This window comes from Bradyrhizobium sp. 191 (genome assembly GCF_023100985.1).
Taxonomy (GTDB): Bacteria; Pseudomonadota; Alphaproteobacteria; order Rhizobiales; family Xanthobacteraceae; genus Bradyrhizobium; species Bradyrhizobium diversitatis.
On sequence record NZ_CP064692.1, the window covers coordinates 1,040,138 to 1,056,943 of the forward strand.

The window sequence follows — 16,806 nt, forward strand, 5'->3', positions numbered from 1 at the left end:
TGTCGCAATAGGAAGTGGATGGTTCATGCGTCGTGTCATCGCGATTGCGTTAGCAGGGGCGAGCTTGGGTGGCTGCTCCTCGATGTCTTGGGACATGTTCAAATCGGCGCCGCCGACCGTCCAGGTCAGGCTCGAATCCAATCCGGCCGGTGCTGACGCCACCACCTCACTCGGTCAGGCCTGCAAAACCCCCTGCTCGGTCTCGGTTCCCGCGCCCGATGCGCCTTTCACGGTCGCTTTCGCCCTGCCCAAGTATCAGCCGGCGAGCGTCCCGGTGAACCTGGTCAAGAATCCCGGCGATTTCACCACACCCGCCTCCGTCACCACCGATCCGAATCCGGTGTTTGCGGAACTCCAGCCGGCGGTGCCGTCGAAACCGGTCCGCAAGCCGCACCGGCCGAAAAAGCCCAAACCAGCCGCGCCTGCCGCAGCACCGGCCGATGCGGCGCCCGCGGCGGCCTCGCCGTTCCCCGATCCGAATGCGGACAAGCGCTGATCTGCCTGTAGCACCGGATTGTCCTAGCCGCGTCCGATGCTTAGATTGCTTTCTCGGCACCGCTGAAGCAAAGGTGCGCCCGTCGCCGTAAGTGACAAGGCATTTGGTATGAACGGACTTTCTGCGAGCCCCCGTGCCGCGCTGTCGGGCGCGATGACCGATCCGTTCGGGCGGACCATCAGCTATCTGCGTGTCTCGGTCACCGACCGCTGCGATCTGCGCTGCTTCTACTGCATGTCGGAAGACATGACGTTCCTGCCCAAGGCGGACCTCCTGACGCTGGAGGAACTCGACCGGCTCTGCACGGCCTTCATCGCCAAGGGCGTGAAGAAGCTGCGGCTCACCGGCGGCGAGCCGCTGGTCCGCCGCAACGTGATGACGCTGGTGCGCTCGCTGTCGCGGCATCTTTCGACCGGCGCACTGAACGAGCTGACGCTGACCACCAACGGCACCCAGCTTGCAAAGCACGCGCGCGAGCTCGCCGATTGCGGCGTCCGCCGCATCAACGTCTCCCTCGACACGCTCGACCCCAGGAAGTTTCGCGAGATCACGCGCTGGGGCGAGATCGACAAGGTGCTCGAGGGGATCGAGGCCGCGCGCGCCGCAGGGCTTGCGGTGAAGATCAACGCCGTCGCCCTGAAGAACCTCAACGAGGACGAACTGCCCGAACTGATGCGCTGGGCCCACGGCAAGGGCATGGGCCTGACGCTGATCGAGGTCATGCCGATGGGCGAGATCGGATCGGGACGGATCGACCAGTATCTGCCGCTATCGCTGGTGCGCGCGCGCCTCGCCCAGCAATTCACGCTGACGGATCTGCTAGAGAGCACCGGCGGTCCGGCCCGCTATGTCAGCGTCGCCGAAACCGGCGGCAAGCTCGGCTTCATCACGCCGATGACCCATAATTTCTGCGAATCCTGCAACCGGGTGCGCATCACCTGCACGGGGACGCTGCACACCTGCCTCGGCCACGAGGACGCCTCCGATCTGCGCAAACCTCTGCGTGCATCGAGCGATGACCTGCTGCTTGCGGATGCGATCGACCGCGCCATCGGGCTGAAGCCCAAGGGGCACGATTTCATCATCGACCGCCGCCACGACCGCCCCAGCGTGTCCAGGCACATGAGCGTCACCGGCGGCTGATACCGTCGGATTACGGGCCTTATTCCCCTTAACTACCAACAAACTTCCAATTGACTGCCGGCACGCCCGCTGGTTTGGTGCCTGCTGCCTCAAGCCGTTGCGGCGAGACAAGCCGCGCGCCGCGTCGGCGTAATCAAGACGGCTGGGGTGAAATCGGGGGAGGACCTATCGTTGCAAGCGCTCCTTAAGTTGAGCCAGGGGATCGACGCGTTCACACGCTGGACGGGCAAACGTCTCGCGTGGCTGATCGTGCTCGCCGTGATCATCTCGGCGGTCAATGCAATCATCCGCAAGACGTTCGATACGTCCTCGAATTCATGGCTCGAGCTGCAATGGGTGCTGTTCAGCATCGTCTTCCTGCTCTGCTCGCCCTGGACGCTGCTCGACAACGAGCACATTCGCATCGACATCGTGAACAACGCGCTGCCGAAGAAGGCTCGCAACGTGATCGACGTGGTCGGTCACCTGTTCTTCCTCATTCCGCTGTGCATCGTGATGATCATCACCGGAGTGCCGTTCTTCCAGCGCTCCTTCCACATCAGCGAGCAGTCCGGCAATGCCGGCGGGCTGCCGCAATGGCCGACCAAATCCCTGATCATGATCGGGTTCGCTTTCCTCCTCGTCCAAGGCATCTCCGAACTGATCAAGCGAATTGCGGTCATGCGCGGGCTGATCCCCGATCCGCATGAATCCCAGGTGTCGGCGCTCGAGGCGGAAGTCGAGCATCTCGTCGAAGCGATCGAGAAGAAGTAGCGGTTGGCGACGGTTTAGGGGAAATCATGACCGCATTCATCATCGCCAATATGGCGCCCATCATGTTCGTGTCGCTGGTCGTCGTGCTGCTGCTCGGCTATCCCGCGGCATTCTCGCTCGGCGCCGTCGGCCTGTTCTTCGCCGTCATTGGCGTCGAGCTCGGCCAGTTCCATCCCGACTTCCTCCAGGCCCTCCCGGAGCGGGTCTACGGCGTGATGAACAACGATACGCTGCTCGCCATCCCGTTCTTCACCTTCATGGGACTGGTGCTGGAGCGCTCGGGCATGGCCGAGGACCTGCTCGACACCATCGGCCAATTGTTCGGTACCATCCGCGGCGGCCTTGCCTATGCGGTGATCTTCGTCGGCGCGCTGCTCGCGGCGACGACGGGCGTAGTCGCGGCGTCCGTGATCTCGATGGGTCTGATCTCGCTGCCGATCATGCTGCGCTACGGCTACGACCGCCGCGTGGCATCCGGCGTCATCGCCGCATCCGGCACGCTGGCCCAGATCATTCCGCCCTCGCTCGTCCTGATCGTCATGGCCGACCAGCTCGGCAAGTCGGTCGGCGACATGTACGAAGGCGCCTTCATTCCGGGCCTCGTGCTCGCCGGCCTCTACGCCCTCTACGCCTTCCTGGTCAGCATGATCTTCCCGAAGGCCGCGCCGGGCCTGCCGAAGGAGGCCATCGGCTTCCGCGAGGATGACGGCGGCCGCGGTCTGGTCTCGCTCGGCATGCTGTTCCTCGCGAGCTGCGTGTTCGGATGGTTCATGATGCGCAATTCCGAGACGCATGGCGCCGATTACGTCGTGCTCAGCATGTTCTACGGTATCGTCTTCGCGTTCGCTGTCGCCGTGGTGAACTGGCTGATCGACAAGCTGACCGGTTTCCGTTTCCTCTCGAAGATGGCGCAGCAGACCACCTTCGTCATGGTGCCGCCGCTGTTCCTGATCTTCCTGGTGCTGGGCACGATCTTCATCGGTATCGCGACTCCGACCGAGGGCGGCGCGATGGGTGCCGCCGGCGCCCTCCTCCTCGGCGCCGCGAAGCGGCGGCTGAGCTGGGACCTGATCCGGCAAGCCACGGAATCGACCGCCAAGCTGTCGGCGTTCGTCGTGTTCATCCTGGTCGGCGCCCGCGTGTTCTCGCTGACATTCTACGGCGTCAACGGCCACGTCTGGGTCGAGCATCTCTTGACCTCCCTGCCCGGCGGCCAGGTCGGCTTCCTGATCTTCGTCAACGCGCTTGTCTTCGTGCTGGCCTTCTTCCTCGACTTCTTCGAGCTGGCCTTCATCGTGATCCCGCTGCTCGGACCTGCCGCCGAGCACCTCGGCATCGACCTGATCTGGTTCGGCGTCATTCTCGGCGTCAACATGCAAACCTCGTTCATGCATCCGCCGTTCGGCTTCGCGCTGTTCTATCTGCGATCGGTCGCGCCGAAGGAGCGATACACCGATCGCCTCACCGGCAAGCGGATGGACCCTGTCACCACGGGCCAGATCTATTGGGGCGCGGTCCCATTCGTCGTCATCCAGATCATCATGGTCGGTCTCGTCATCGCCTTCCCCGCGATGGTGATGCACTACAAGGGCGTACAGTCGAACATCGATCCCAACACGATCAAGATCGAGGTACCGCAAATCGAGCTGCCGCCGCTGGATCTCGGCCCGCCGCAGAAGTAGCAAAGGATGGCGGGCCGCCTCTTCCCCTTCCCTGGAGGATGATCACGCCGCCTTCTCCGCCGGCCGAAACCGCAGCGTGAACTCCGCGCCGCCGCCGGGGAGGTTTGCCACCGCAACCGTGGCCGCGTGGTCGTCCGCCACCGCGCGCACGATCGAGAGTCCCAGGCCTGCGCCGTCGCTGCGCCTGCGGTCGGCGCGCCAGAAGCGCTGGAAGATCAGCTCGCGCTCGGCTTCCGCGATGCCCGGGCCGCAATCGCGCACGCGCACCGAACCGTCGTCGCGCACCTCGACCTCGACGCAGGTGTCCTTCGCGGTGAATTTGATGGCGTTTTCGGCGAGGTTGAAGATCGCACGCTGAAGCATCTCTGAGTTACCGTGGATCCTGACCGGCGCGTCGGTCCCCTTCAGAGCGATGTCCTTGTGCTGCGCGATCGCGAACGGGGCGATCGAACCGACCACCTCGGCGCAGACCGCGCGCACATCCGCGGTCTCCCCGGGATCGAGCACCAATGTGTCGAGCTCGGCGATCTCCAGCAACTGCGCGACGAGGCGGCTCATGGCCTCGATGTCGGCAAGCAGCGCCTGCCGTGCCGCGCGGTCGTCGAGCGTCTCGATCCGGGTGCGCAGGATCGCGAGCGGCGTGCGCAGCTGATGCGCGGCGTCCGCTGTGAACTGCCGCTGCACGCGAAAGCCGCCCTCGAGGCGATCGAGCGCCTGGTTCACGGCGGTGACCAGCGGCATGATCTCGCGCGGGATCTGCGCCGTCGGCAGGCGGATATCGGTACGCGCCGGACCGATATTGCTGGCCTCCTCCGAGGCCCTCCACAGCGGCGCAATCGCGCGGCGGAAGATGATGATGTCGGTGGCAAGCAGCACCAGAAGGATCGGAATGGTGATCCAACCCACCCGCCGGAAGAAGTTCGAGACGATGTCGTCGGTGATGACGTCGCGGTGCGCGAGGTCCTCGGCGACCTGGATGCGCACCGTCTTGCCGCCAATATGCCGGGTGACGCCCGCACCGGAGATGGTTTCCGGGAAACGTGATTGCGCCGCAGCGGCTGAGCGACGGTGTGAGGAGAACAGCAGCCGGCCGTCGGCATCGCGGATGTCGAACTGGTAGCGGCCGTAAGCGTCCGAATAGAGGCCCTTCAGGCTGTCGGGGAGGTTGAAGCTCAACGTGCCATCCGGCTGCGTGACGATGTGCCCCGCCAGCACCTCGGCCTGCGCGCGCATGGCATCGCGATGCAGCTGCGCGATCTCGGAATTGAGCAGCCAGAACAGCACCAGCGGCAGGAAGATCGCGACCACCGCGACCGCGACGATGTGCAGGAACACGATGCGCGAGATCAGCGATTTGAACGTGAGCGATCTGGCATGCCCCACCTCGGGCACGCTATTTCTCCTCGGTCATGAGGTAGCCGACGCCGCGGATGGTATGGATCACAACCCTGGCGCCGTGTTCAGCCAGCTGCTTGCGCAGCCGCGAGACATAGACTTCTACCGCGTTGGAGGCGACTTCGCCTTCGAGCCCAAAGATGTGGTCCTCGACGTTCTTCTTCGGCACCACCCGCCCCTGCCGGCGCAGCAGGATCTCGAGCACCGAGCTCTCGCGCGCGGAGATGATGCGCGGCTGGTCGTCGATGAAGATCTGCCGGCTCTCGGTGTCATAGACGAGGTTGGCGAGGCTGAGCGAGCGGCCGAGCAGCTGGCCGGGCCGGCGCAGGATGGCCTCCAGCCGCGCCACCAGCTCCTCCATCGCAAACGGCTTTGCGAGATAGTCGTCGGCGCCGCTGCGCAGGCCGGTCACGCGGTCCTGCAAGCCGCCGCGGGCTGTCAGCACCAGGACCGGCAGCGGCTCCATCTGCCGGCGCAACTCGCGCAGCATTGACAGGCCGTCGTCGTCGGGCAGTCCGAGGTCGAGGATCATCGCGGCATAGCTGACGCTGCTCACCGCCTCGCGCGCCTCGGCCGCGCTGCCGACGATGTCGCTCTCATAGCCGGCCGCGGCCAGCCCGCCAGCAACGAGCCGCGACAGCTCGGCATTGTCCTCTACGATCAGAAGGCGCATCGATATTCCGGTGTCACCGCACGGCTCGCGCCGAAATCTTCGCCGCTCTTTTCCAGCATTCCGGACGGCTGGGCCAGCGAAAAAATGCGCGGTGAGCCGAGCGCCCCGATGTCAGGCTCGTGTAAGCCGATCGAACCCGCCCTCACGACGCCTGGAACGGCGGGCCGGCATCCGGCCGCTGGATCGACCACTCCCGGCTCGATCTAAGCGTCGCCTTCGACGCGCGCAAACGGATTGCCGTACACGGAATAGGCAAGCCAGGTCAGTTCCCTCCGGCTTTTGGCTGCCTCGCGCGCCGTTCGGACGGCTTCCACCAGCACGTTTCCGTCCTTGAGCGAGCGATAGAACGCCTCGGCAAAACTGTAGGCGAGCTTGTCGTCCACCGACCAGAGCGCTCCGACCAGCGCGCCCGCGCCGAGTTCGGAATACGGCCGCAGGAATGCATCGACAAAACCGGCGACACCTCCGCCGATACCGCGTCCCGAGCGCCCGGTCTGGCAGGCATTAATGAAAATGGTTGGTCTCGGTCCGCTTTCCGCGAAGCGGGCAAAAGCCTTGACCTGATCCGCCGATAGCGAATCCTGCGCAAAGCTGCCGTCCACCGTGGACCCCGTCATCAACAGGTCGGCCGTCATGACCGCCCGCTGCGCCACTTCGCCGTGGCAGGCAAAGTGCAGAACGTCGCACTCCCTTGCATTGTGCTGGAGGAAGCCCGTCACCGAGATGCTGTCGGCCGGGACCTCGCGGGGTTTGCCGAACAGCTTGGCCAGCATCTCGCGTTCGGCACCAGCGCCTTCGAGCCGCAGGGCGGGATCGAGATAGGCCGGGATCACGTAGTTGACGCGATCGCTGCGCATCGCAAGTTTGGGACCGGGCCATGGCGTGCTGTGCAGCCAGCGGACCAGCCCCCATTCGGCGAGGAAGCCCTTGCCGGCCTGCCCGGACTTCCGATCATTGATGTAAAGCAGCTCCCAGGGAATGAACGGCTCCTCCGAGATGACCTGGATCGCGCGGATCGCCTCGCGATGGGTCCACAACGCCTCGCGGACCTTGTCCGGCAACAACTCGTTCGCCATGACAATTCCGTTTGCCTGCAGGCGCAACAGGAACTGGTCATACAACCGGTTGGTCGCGAGCCAGGACGTCTCGATGCCCTTGAAGATCTCCGCAACGTAGACGTCGCGGGAGAAACCGCCGGGAAGGGTGCGCGATTCCGAAACTGCGATATTGGGATCGACGCAGGCAAGGTCGAAGCGCAGCGTCACCTTGCCGCTCTCCACGATCTCGTAGATCCTCAGTACCGCCGGCTCGTTCGGGCGCGCCGCCATGGCCAGCCCGACCTGGCTCCGGCGCAAGGTCTTGCTGTCTGCATCGACGAATACGGGAGCCAAGGTGAAGGAGGCAAGAATGCGCGGGCCCTGCCGCGCTTCGACGAGGATGTCCGCTGCGCCCTCTGCGGTACCTTCCACGACGAACCGCAGGGCCTCCGCCCGTCGTTCCCGCGGCGTGTCGATCTCTGCGCTGGATTCGCCGAGGACCCGGCAGTTCCTGCGCGCGATGACTTCGACAACGATGGCGCGGGACGCATCGATGTTGACCGGGGTATCCGAGGCGCTGGACGTTTGTGTTTCCGCAGCCTGGATCCTCTCGCGCGAAACCGTGACAAACAGCGGGACCGGCTTCCTGGGCGGCGGATGAGACTCGATCTCTGCCGCAAAATAGCAGACGGCGGTTCTTGGATCAGGAGAAGGTGCCAAGGGCACCATCTCGGCTGCGACGGACGCCTGGCTCGGCACGGGCGATGCAGCCGCAGGAGCCGCACGTGTTGGCACTCGTCGCAGCGTCGTTGTGTCCGACATCGAGTCGGCTTCGAGGCTCTCCAGATGGGGCGAGAGCAAAACAGCTTCCAGCGAGTGTTCGGAGGGAGACGCCGCTCTCCGCGTCGCCCGGCGCGATCCTGTCCGCTGCAGGTCAAATTGCTCGCCGAGGCGAGCTGCGCCAACCCCCAGCCATTCACTCAATTTCAACGGAACGACATCCGTCGCAAAGTAAGTGGTGTGAAAGACGTCGTCCGTATTGCCGAAGGCAAAGGTCGCGTCGCTGGCGAGGCGCGAGCCGCGGGTCCCGAACGAGGTCATCGACAAGGTATCCACCACCAGATCGTTGTCGAGCTGGAACAGGCGATTTGTCACGCGATCGGCAATGAACTCGGCGAACTCCTTCGTCACCCCCTTGCTGGGTTCGACCTGCGCGACGAAATTCGAAGTGATCGCATAATAGGTCGCGAGCCTGTCGAGAGGACCGGCCGCCCCGTTCAACTGCCTGACGAGATCGCTCGTGGGCCGCATCGCGGCAAGTCCGGGCACTCTTTGCTCGTCGATGGCGACTTCCGAAAACGCCTGGACGAAGCGACCGACGGTCTTGATCCCTTGCGCCACGATGGGGCTCAACGCAGCCCCGCCCGCCAGGTACGAAACCGCACGGACGCCGGCCATGATCCCGTTGGTGTAGAGATCGATCATCGCCGCCCAGTTCTCGGGCTCGGCAAGATGCGTTCCGGCGTTCGTGCAGCCGACAAAGATGGCCTTGCCGAGCCGGATGTCCGGTCGTTGCTCCGCAAGCCGGTTTTCCACCACGCGATAGACAAGTCCGCCGCGGCTGTGGACGACCGCGTCGATCGACGACCTTTCCGGAATTCCCAGTTCCTGCAACGCCGCAACAAGAGCGGCCGCATTCTGGCCGGGCGTTGCGGTCAGGGTCTTGTGGTCGAAGCCGAGCACGGCGTCGTAGTACTGGTCGGCTCTCGAAAGAAAAGCCTTTCCGCTCTCGGAACCGGCAAGCTGCGCGAAGCCACCCGCGGTCGACGAGAACGTGCCGTGCACCATGAGCAGGATCTTGAGCGGGCGACCTTGCGGCAAGCGCGGCCGCTCCGATCGCGACGGGGTCCATGCCGCCGGATCGAGCCCGGTCATCATCACGATCCCCTCCTCCCGGTCTCCCTCGATATAGTCGGTCGCCGCATCGACGGCCGTTCTGGCGACGAACTTCAGCACATAGGCGCGGACCGGATCGATCAGCTTGTCGGAGACCCAGTCGAGAACCGGGCCACGCTTGCCGCGTGCCGTGGAGATTCCACGGGTGCCGCTGGTTTCCGCCGTCAGCGGGAACACCAGAACCTGTCGACCGCCGCGTTGCCGCGATGGACGGGTAACCTGCTGCGGGTAGCTCCAGGCATAGACGCCGCCTGCCCCTTCGATCAGCACCATCGCCCGTTCGGACGGGCCGACCTCGACCTCGATCTGCGTCGGCGTCTGCGCGTTCCGTCGCAGGGCGCGCGTACCTGGGCGCGTTGGCGCCATTTCAACTTCGGCCGCGATCGTGAAGTCGGACGCCGACAGCGCCCTCTTGAGATCATCGGCGCCCCTCATCTGGCTGGTGGAGGCTCGGCGCAATCCCCGGCGGGAAGCGTTGTCCTGAACCAACCTGACCTCGACATCGTCGGGACTTTGAACCACGATCCCGTTTGCTATCTCGATTGCAGCCATGTCCTTCCCCCTGTGCAGATGCGTTCTTCGTTACGTCCTTCACATGCCGCGGGCGCACGTCGCGCGCCGCTCCGACAGCGCGAGGTCAAGGCTTGACAGTCGACTGCGACGCAGGCGCGGCCCAACCGAGCAGATTGCCATCGAGCGCCGACGACTTCCGGATCATCTTGTTGGATTCGATGTAGGCTTCCGCCGTCGAGGGCACGAGATATCCGACCACGAAGCCGAGAATTCCGAAGGACGCGACGATGCCGGCGTACCACGACAACGGGATGCTCGGCATTTCCAGACCAAAGGCTCTGGTCACCAATACGAAGCTGACGAGAAGGCTGAACATCAGCGATGCCATGACCACCGCATGGGCCGCGCCGTCCTTCAGTCTCGCCTCGTGATAATCCAGCCGATCCGCCCTCAGCCGCACGTCGAGAAGAATGCTCAGGACCAGCGTGTTGACCAGGAAGATCAGGGAGAACAGCGAACTCGCCGCAAACGGATGATTCTTCGCCAGCCAGCCTTCAGCGATCGGAATCGTGTTGTAAGTCAACCATAGTATGAAGTTGCCCGCCAGATACGAGCACGCCCCGAAGACCACGTAGGAGCTCCAGGGCAACGCGTATAGCGAGGGGCGCGCGAAATTCGTCGCGGCCTTCGGATAGATTGCAAAGAAGATCGAGATCGTCAGCGCGACCGCGTGCGCAAGGGACGAGAGGCCTCCGGCCAGCGAACCAACCGCAAACTTCTTCGGCAGATCGAGGAAGAACAGCGGCGCGACAGAGACCGCGAAGTCGAGGACGAAGATCGTCACCAGGGGTGCAAACGGCAATGGCTGGGGCAGAACGGTCTGATACCCGAAGCTGGATATCAGCTCCGTCCGGGAATCGCGCCTGTCGACGACCGACAAGGTCGCCTCGGCCAGACGACGCTGGTACGCGACCCGCAAATCCTCACACTCTTCCGCAATGAAATCGGAGATCTCGAGCACCAGCTCCCGCGCGTCGACATCCGACACCATGATGTCTTCCGTCAGCAGGAGCGCCCGCGCCGACCGTCGCAGCATGCGCCGATACTGCCGCTCCAGCTCGTCAAAAGCGGCTTTCCGCGCGCGGAAGAACTTCTCGAAGCGCGGGTTGCCGCGCAGATCGACGAAGCTGGTGTGAAGCGAAGCAACCTGCATGATCATGGCCGTCGCGCCGACGGCGAGCACTTCGTCATCCTGCTTGAGCGCCTTCTCGATCAGCCTCGCGGGAACGCCATATCCTTCGAGCTCGCGCTGCAACTCCGGCTTTGCCCGCTCCGTCACCCGGATGGGCGAACGCGCGATGGCCACGATGACGGTCTCCACGGCCTGCGGGTAACGCGCCAGCGTCTGCATCATGGTTCTCAGCAGTCCGATCACCCGGGATAGAACCGGCAGGTGCGGCGCCAGCACCATGAATGCGATCGTCGCCGGTACGGCAACGAGCAGGCCGGCGTCCCGTCCGGGATAGAGCTGATTGGTCAGCCAGCGGATTTGGCTGACCATGAACACATAGAAGACCACGGCGATCGTGACGTAGGCGAGGACCGCGAAATAGTAGCGGTCGCGCATCACGGCATAGCGGATCTCCACGGTTTCGAAGGGAGCGTGAAAGTCGATCGCGCTGACGATGCAGATCGCGATCGCACCAAGGCCGAGAGCAACGATGGACGGGTCAAAGCCGTACATTGATGAACATCCGCTAGGGTCCAGCCCGGTCCACGAAGATTTCACCATCGAGGCCGCGCATGTAGAGAACCGGAGAAATCCATTCGGCGAAGTGGCGCGCCTTCAATTCGGCCCTCGTATGCGCCAGGGCGGCCTGAATCGAGACGTTGTCGGCGAGATAAGTGTAGAACGTATCGGCGAACGCGAGCCCCATGTTGTCGCTGATCTCGAACTGCATGGCGATCACCGCAGGGACGCCGCCCTGAATGAGCTCGGCAGCGGTGCTCGAGAACAGGGAACCGTCGGATTGCGCTCCGCTGCAGGAGTTCAGCACGACGAGGCTCGGCGTTTGGCCGGGCTGGGTGAGGAACACTCTCAACGTATCGGCGTACAGCCGAGTCCCGCTCGATCCGCCCTCTTCCTGCACCACGATGAAGCCCATCTGCCGATCCGGATCGTGTCCGCCGTGACCGATGAAGTGAAACAGATCCCACCGTTTGCCATCATCTCCCCTCAGGAAACGACGGTTGAGATCGCGCGCCTTTGCCGAAGGAATCCAGGATAGCTTCAGTCTCTTGCCGTCGTTCAGTTCGTTCAGCGCCCTCTTGATCGCGACCTGCTCGGCGTCGACCTCGATCTCATCCAGGGGGAATCCGTTCAGAACCTTGACCCTCGCCGCCATGCCCAACACCCGTATCGGCCTTGCCGCGCTCATCCGACGTTCTTCGCCATAGTCGTCGACAGCCCGCGTGAACGGTGTGCTCTGGGATGTCGTCACATAGAAGCGGTGCTTCTTGTCGTACATCGTTTCCCAGGGCACGTAGGCGAGCGCGGGATCGCTGACTCGCAAGCGGATCAGGAACGGCTCGTCGTCTCTTCGCGCCGCCTGGAAACATTCCTGATAGAGTTCGAGGATCTTTCGCTGAAAGATGAAGTCGAAGAGTTGCGAACCGATTTCCTGGACAATTCGCTCGTCCGATCCCAAAGCCAGAGCTCCGGCGGCATCACGGATGGCGGGTCTTGCTTCATTGCCGCCATTTGCCGCGGCCGCATCCGGGCTTCGCGGGCGTAGCGCGGCCTCGGCGCTGCGCGCGGCAGGGCTCTGGAGAATCGCTTCCTGCAGCGGTCTCAGGTTCTGGCGAAAACTCGGCTTGAGCTTCTCGACCTCGATCTCGCGGCTCGACGAATTGTATTCCGCAACGATGCGGCAATGGTCTTCGCCACAATCTTCAATGGTCAGATTGAAAACGACTTTCGCCACGACGCAATCCTCAGCCGCGCACCGTCAGCGCAAAAAGGCGCCTTGCAAGAAAGTCCCTGGCGGCCAGCAAGGCCCATACGGCATATGGCGGGCGTCGTGCCGCGGCATTCCCGCACTCCGCAACTGAGAAGCGGTGCAGGCCGCAACCCGAAATTTTGGCAGCCGGCTTTCTGCCGGCAAGGACGCACACGCCGAGTTCGGGCGGGCTTTCGTCTTGGCCTGCGCTGCCTGCTCGCAGCGGCGCACCGCACGGCATCGGTCGGCGCAATCAAGGAAAGCTCGCTAGCTTCCCGGAAATTTCTAGCGAATTTCTCTCGACCTGACTGTGAACCGCTTCACACCTCTCGCTTTGGTGATCACTGTGAAGGACCGGCAGCGGCTCCATCTGCCGGCGCAGCACCGACAGGGCAGTTGTCATTGCATTCCCGATAGCGGTGGCTGGGCTGCTCGGCGCGCCCACGAAAGTGGACCTGGACAAGATCAAGATCGAGATCCCGGGCATCGAGCTGCCACCGCCACTCGATTTCGGCCAGCCGAAGAATTGACCCGCGGAACATACGCTTTTGCATGTGGTTGAATCCAGGACTGAGGATCAGTGCCTGGGAGGAGCCCGATGCCTTACTTCGCTTCTGGCCAAGACCAAGACTTCCGCATCTGCAAGGTGCTCGCCGACGTCTTTTGCGCGATCCTGCTCGGCACCTTTTCCATCATCTTTTTCGGCTGGCTCGGCGGCATTGTCGCCGTCGCTATCCTCGAGGCCGGTCTGCTCGGACTCGATTGGCTCATGCCAAGCACGAAAGACGCGGCCGGCGTCGTTCGCTGACGGCGGCTAGACCAACCTCGGCTGCCGCTAAAGCATGATCCGGAAAAGTGCGCAGCGGTTTTCCGGAAAGATCATGCGATGACGATTCATCCAAATCTCATCGCGCTTTAGTCTGGCCTGATAAGTGCTCCTGAAAGGCTGTTCTCAGTTCGGCCAGGGCGGTCCTCATAAGAGCGAGTCGGCTCTTGAGAGCCGAGCGGAAATCTTCTGATCGGTTAGAGCATCACTGCTGATGACCCTTCGCGTACATCAGGCGGCCGGTCCCCGCTCGATCATGAAATCGAATCTAACTCCTCCGACGAAATCCCGCGGGGCCTTTCTACTCGGATAGGAGATAATGAACACTGCCGATGACGTTCACGCAGTTTCGCTTTTCTTTGACCATTCTGAGAGCCACGAGCACGCCACGGCCGCGACTGCTCCAGTAAGACCCATCCCGTAGTTAAAAGAGAGCGGGTGCGCTGCAAAATAGTTGTTAAGAAGCAAAATGTACGTTGCGAGGTATCCGATCACACCCGTTGTAAACCACCGCCGAACAGACATGACGCCGCTGCGTTCAAGCACTAGATCGGCCAGCGCTGCAATAAACGCGGGGACCAAGCCGAATATGAAAGCAAATGGCAAAAAGAAGAGGAACCCAACACCGAAGATCACACCGATGCCCTTCAATCCATCGGACATGATCAACGTGACGACGTATCCCAAGATAGGACCGACTATCAAGAAAATGGAGAAGCGCTTCATACCCTGAGCCAGTACTGCAACAGGCGTTCGCAGTCTATGTCATGAGAGAATCCTGCAGGGGCTTTCCACTCCGATGGATAGGAGACAATGAACATTGACAATGAAGCATGACAAGGTCGCCGTTTTCCTCGAGCTGAGGCGCTCTCATTCCAGCAACAAACACCGACCGCACGTCCGCTCATGGCCTGAAGCTTTATAGCGGCGACGCTCGTCCAAGCGTCGGCTGTCGAATGCAGACCGGACGTGGCTTGCAAGGCTCCAGACCGCCGATTCTGACCCAAAGGGGACACTGACGTCTCGCTTCGACAGACGGCTTCGGCTCGCGCGCGCGACCAAGTCGGTTCAGTCTCGCAAGCGCAGTCCCGCTTCGATGCGGTGGATCAGCAGCTCCCGCAAGGAAGGCACCACGTTGCCAAGGACAACAAAGGTGCGGACAATAGGCAGATACGGCTCCATTGCCGCCGTTAGCCCTGCGAGAGATATGCCGGACAGCCGTGCATATTCGGATTGCGCCGCCCCGTCGGTCAAGCGCGGACGCTCCGGATTGTCGGCGATTTCCGGGGCAAGCTCGGACAGGATGACATGCAAGAACCCGAGGTCGAGGGCGGCTGGCCCGCGCATCGCGAAAGACCAGTCGACGAGCTTTGCGCCTTCCGCCGTCATGATTACGTTGCCGGGGCTGAGGTCGCAATGGCAAAGCCCGTGACCGGGCGGCAGGCGATCGATTAGCGCGAGGACATCGGTAGCGATGTGCTTCGGAATCTTTCCTTCGTCGAGTCGCAACTCGTTCTCCATATAGCAACGCATGGAGAGGATCTCCGCCGGCGGTGGCGTCTTGTGAACAGACATGGCAAGAGCCGCGACGACCGCGCCCGCCTGTTCGAACGTCACCGCCCCCGTCCGCGAGAGATGCCATAGAGTCGGTCCGTCGAGGTGCTCCAGCACGATGCCGAAGCGCCCGTCCAATTTGACCTCGCCGAACACCTCCGGCACCGGGAGGCCGGCCGCGCGCACGGCGCGGATCATGCGCAGCTCGTGCCGGCCGAGCTGATTCGAGACCCCGGCCTTGAACAGCTTTACGACCTGACCGGGCGCCCAGACGTAGGCCTCGGAGAAGGCGCCTTCACCGATCTTTTCCCCCAGCGATCCCTGCATGTTCATTTTCCCGCCGTGCAAAGGAAACACCAGGGCCGAGACAACAGGATCTCTCCCGTCGCGGGGCCGCCGGCATGATGATTGCTTTTCAGCCTGCAAAGGCCGCCAAATGGCGCCAAGTCCGGTTGTGACCCGTCAGCGAAAAAACGACGCGTGATTGGTCGCTTCGTTCTCAGATCATACTTCCGGGCAGGAAGCAGCGGACGCGCGGATGGCCATCGATGTAGTGCTTCCACACCATAGCCGGTCCGGCGAGGTTTGGCTCCGTTACGACCGCGCCGTCGGGAACCAGGACCCATTCGCCTTCGATGCGGACGCGATAACGCCCGCGATCCGAATCCCAATCCGGGTCAAGGACTATGTATCCGTCGGCATTCGTACAGCACTTCCCAAACTCGCTTTGCAGGCTTTCGAACCAAGGTTTCAACGGCGAATTGGCGTAGCGCCCATCATCACGTGCGAGTACTGGTGTCGCCCTTGCGATCAGGAAGAGCATCAGCGCTGCAAATACTTTCGCGAACATTGCTTCCTCTCACTATGTTGCAAGTGCGCCATACAACCTTCTGCTGTCTCGCTCCCTCGCCTTGCTGAGATCAGAAACGCGACAAGAACGGTTTTACGCAGCTATCGAGCGAGCCCGGCAGGTTCAGCAAGGCTGAATGCACCGGGCCGAACAAATACAAACCGAGAAATTACCGGCACTTCCAATTTGCCGTCACCGTGCTGACCGACCAGAATGAGGCCCGCTCCACCATTGGCTACCGTTAGGATGACCGGTTCACCGGCCCATGTCTTGATCGGCTCCATGGCCACGATAAGAAACTCGCCGATCGGCTGGTCGAGGTACTGAAGCCTTAGCTGCGGTGCGACTTCGGCCGGCGCAAGACGAAGGCCAAGCAGTTGCGCGCGCGCATAGATTTTCTCGAGCGCTGCTGCTTTACCCTCAAAGCCAAGTTCAGCTGGGGATACAGCAACAAGCTCGATTTCGGTTTTTTGGCTGTTGAGCGTAAAGGCCGGCCGCGCGATGATCTCGTCAGCGGAGCTCCCAACACCGCAGCGCAGTGCAGCCATGGCGTCCCGAAGGGCCGCCCAATCCGTAAATGTCCCGATAGTAATCCTCTTCCACGCAGGCACGTCGGCGGCGGAACTGAAGAAAGCCGAGGCGCGGGGGACCGGCGCAGCCTCCTTCAACGCCAGGTGATTGCGTAGGACGTTCTGAGCCGAGCATTGAGCTTTAGCAGCGTCGGTGCAGGCGGCCACGAGCGCACTGCAGGCAAGCAGCCGAACACTCCGTTTTGCCCATGCCAAAACCTGTCGCAATCTGCCGGAGTCGCAGGTAGCACTCATCGTCGCCTCCGCCACGGATTCTCCGTGCCCAAATAGCCGAAGCTCGGGGCGATGCGCTTTACGAACGGCTTACATTTTCCTTATCGGCGGCTTATTCTCTTCTGT

General features: G+C 62.7%; 15 protein-coding genes. 5 read left to right on the forward strand and 10 right to left on the reverse strand.

Annotated features, from left to right (window positions below; all coding sequences use genetic code 11):
* Window positions 1–25: 25 nt before the first annotated feature.
* The 4 genes from IVB23_RS05035 to IVB23_RS05050 all read left to right on the forward strand — a co-directional run bounded on the left by IVB23_RS05035 (window position 26) and on the right by IVB23_RS05050 (window position 4,074).
* The gene (locus IVB23_RS05035; RefSeq protein ID WP_247802699.1) at window positions 26–496 is read left to right on the forward strand and encodes a hypothetical protein; all 471 of its coding nucleotides are present in this window, start codon (window positions 26–28) and stop codon (window positions 494–496) included.
* A 108-nt stretch (window positions 497–604) separates the two neighbouring features.
* Complete coding sequence (gene moaA, locus IVB23_RS05040) at window positions 605–1,639, forward strand: GTP 3',8-cyclase MoaA (protein WP_197965835.1); 1,035 nt, start codon at window positions 605–607, stop codon at window positions 1,637–1,639.
* A 171-nt stretch (window positions 1,640–1,810) separates the two neighbouring features.
* Window positions 1,811–2,392, forward strand: coding sequence for a TRAP transporter small permease subunit (locus IVB23_RS05045; protein WP_061877734.1), 582 nt, complete (start codon window positions 1,811–1,813; stop codon window positions 2,390–2,392).
* Between the two features lie 26 nt (window positions 2,393–2,418).
* Window positions 2,419–4,074, forward strand: coding sequence for a TRAP transporter large permease subunit (locus IVB23_RS05050; RefSeq protein WP_061877735.1), 1,656 nt, complete (start codon window positions 2,419–2,421; stop codon window positions 4,072–4,074).
* Window positions 4,075–4,116: 42 nt separating this feature from the next.
* Here IVB23_RS05050 and IVB23_RS05055 read toward each other — a convergent pair whose 3' ends face one another.
* The 6 genes from IVB23_RS05055 to IVB23_RS05080 all read right to left on the reverse strand — a co-directional run bounded on the left by IVB23_RS05055 (window position 4,117) and on the right by IVB23_RS05080 (window position 12,632).
* Complete coding sequence (locus tag IVB23_RS05055; protein WP_247802701.1) at window positions 4,117–5,466, reverse strand: ATP-binding protein; 1,350 nt, start codon at window positions 5,464–5,466, stop codon at window positions 4,117–4,119.
* Between the two features lies 1 nt (window position 5,467).
* On the reverse strand, window positions 5,468–6,142 hold the full coding sequence (locus IVB23_RS05060) for a response regulator transcription factor (protein WP_247802702.1): 675 nt from the start codon (window positions 6,140–6,142) through the stop codon (window positions 5,468–5,470).
* Window positions 6,130–6,333: a hypothetical protein gene (locus IVB23_RS05065; RefSeq protein ID WP_247802703.1), complete on the reverse strand. Its 204-nt coding sequence runs from the start codon at window positions 6,331–6,333 to the stop codon at window positions 6,130–6,132. The genes IVB23_RS05060 and IVB23_RS05065 overlap by 13 nt, the downstream gene beginning before the upstream one ends.
* Window positions 6,334–6,345: 12 nt before the next feature.
* Window positions 6,346–9,687 (reverse strand): CHAT domain-containing protein, encoded by a 3,342-nt coding sequence (locus tag IVB23_RS05070; RefSeq protein ID WP_247802705.1) that lies wholly within the window; start codon window positions 9,685–9,687, stop codon window positions 6,346–6,348.
* 85 nt (window positions 9,688–9,772) lie between these two features.
* A complete protein-coding gene (locus IVB23_RS05075) occupies window positions 9,773–11,392 on the reverse strand; it encodes a hypothetical protein (protein WP_247802707.1) in 1,620 nt (539 codons plus the stop codon).
* A gap of 13 nt (window positions 11,393–11,405) precedes the next feature.
* The gene (locus IVB23_RS05080) at window positions 11,406–12,632 is read right to left on the reverse strand and encodes a CHAT domain-containing protein (RefSeq protein ID WP_061877740.1); all 1,227 of its coding nucleotides are present in this window, start codon (window positions 12,630–12,632) and stop codon (window positions 11,406–11,408) included.
* Between the two features lie 613 nt (window positions 12,633–13,245).
* Between IVB23_RS05080 and IVB23_RS05085 the strand changes: the two genes are divergently transcribed.
* A complete protein-coding gene (locus tag IVB23_RS05085) occupies window positions 13,246–13,455 on the forward strand; it encodes a hypothetical protein (protein ID WP_197965829.1) in 210 nt (69 codons plus the stop codon).
* A 357-nt stretch (window positions 13,456–13,812) separates the two neighbouring features.
* On the opposite strand, the gene IVB23_RS05090 is transcribed toward IVB23_RS05085, so the two are convergent.
* From IVB23_RS05090 to IVB23_RS05105, 4 genes are all read right to left on the reverse strand, one after another.
* Window positions 13,813–14,199 (reverse strand): DUF5413 family protein, encoded by a 387-nt coding sequence (locus tag IVB23_RS05090; protein ID WP_061882298.1) that lies wholly within the window; start codon window positions 14,197–14,199, stop codon window positions 13,813–13,815.
* 342 nt (window positions 14,200–14,541) lie between these two features.
* Entirely contained in the window at window positions 14,542–15,354 is an 813-nt protein-coding gene (locus IVB23_RS05095; protein ID WP_061882332.1) for an aminoglycoside phosphotransferase family protein, read from the reverse strand.
* Window positions 15,355–15,526: 172 nt separating this feature from the next.
* Window positions 15,527–15,877, reverse strand: a complete 351-nt coding sequence (locus IVB23_RS05100; protein WP_061882297.1) for a hypothetical protein — start codon at window positions 15,875–15,877, stop codon at window positions 15,527–15,529.
* Window positions 15,878–15,978: 101 nt separating this feature from the next.
* Window positions 15,979–16,716: a hypothetical protein gene (locus IVB23_RS05105; protein ID WP_245312181.1), complete on the reverse strand. Its 738-nt coding sequence runs from the start codon at window positions 16,714–16,716 to the stop codon at window positions 15,979–15,981.
* Window positions 16,717–16,806: the final 90 nt, after the last annotated feature.

Coding starts and splice junctions, on each gene's coding strand:
- IVB23_RS05035 (WP_247802699.1), top strand. CDS start 26: ATGCGTCGTGTCATCGCGATTGCGTTAGCAGGGGCGAGCTTGGGTGGC.
- moaA (WP_197965835.1), top strand. CDS start 605: ATGAACGGACTTTCTGCGAGCCCCCGTGCCGCGCTGTCGGGCGCGATG.
- IVB23_RS05050 (WP_061877735.1), top strand. CDS start 2,419: ATGACCGCATTCATCATCGCCAATATGGCGCCCATCATGTTCGTGTCG.
- IVB23_RS05060 (WP_247802702.1), bottom strand. CDS start 6,142: ATGCGCCTTCTGATCGTAGAGGACAATGCCGAGCTGTCGCGGCTCGTT.
- IVB23_RS05070 (WP_247802705.1), bottom strand. CDS start 9,687: ATGGCTGCAATCGAGATAGCAAACGGGATCGTGGTTCAAAGTCCCGAC.
- IVB23_RS05075 (WP_247802707.1), bottom strand. CDS start 11,392: ATGTACGGCTTTGACCCGTCCATCGTTGCTCTCGGCCTTGGTGCGATC.
- IVB23_RS05085 (WP_197965829.1), top strand. CDS start 13,246: ATGCCTTACTTCGCTTCTGGCCAAGACCAAGACTTCCGCATCTGCAAG.
- IVB23_RS05090 (WP_061882298.1), bottom strand. CDS start 14,199: ATGAAGCGCTTCTCCATTTTCTTGATAGTCGGTCCTATCTTGGGATAC.
- IVB23_RS05095 (WP_061882332.1), bottom strand. CDS start 15,354: ATGCAGGGATCGCTGGGGGAAAAGATCGGTGAAGGCGCCTTCTCCGAG.
- IVB23_RS05100 (WP_061882297.1), bottom strand. CDS start 15,877: ATGTTCGCGAAAGTATTTGCAGCGCTGATGCTCTTCCTGATCGCAAGG.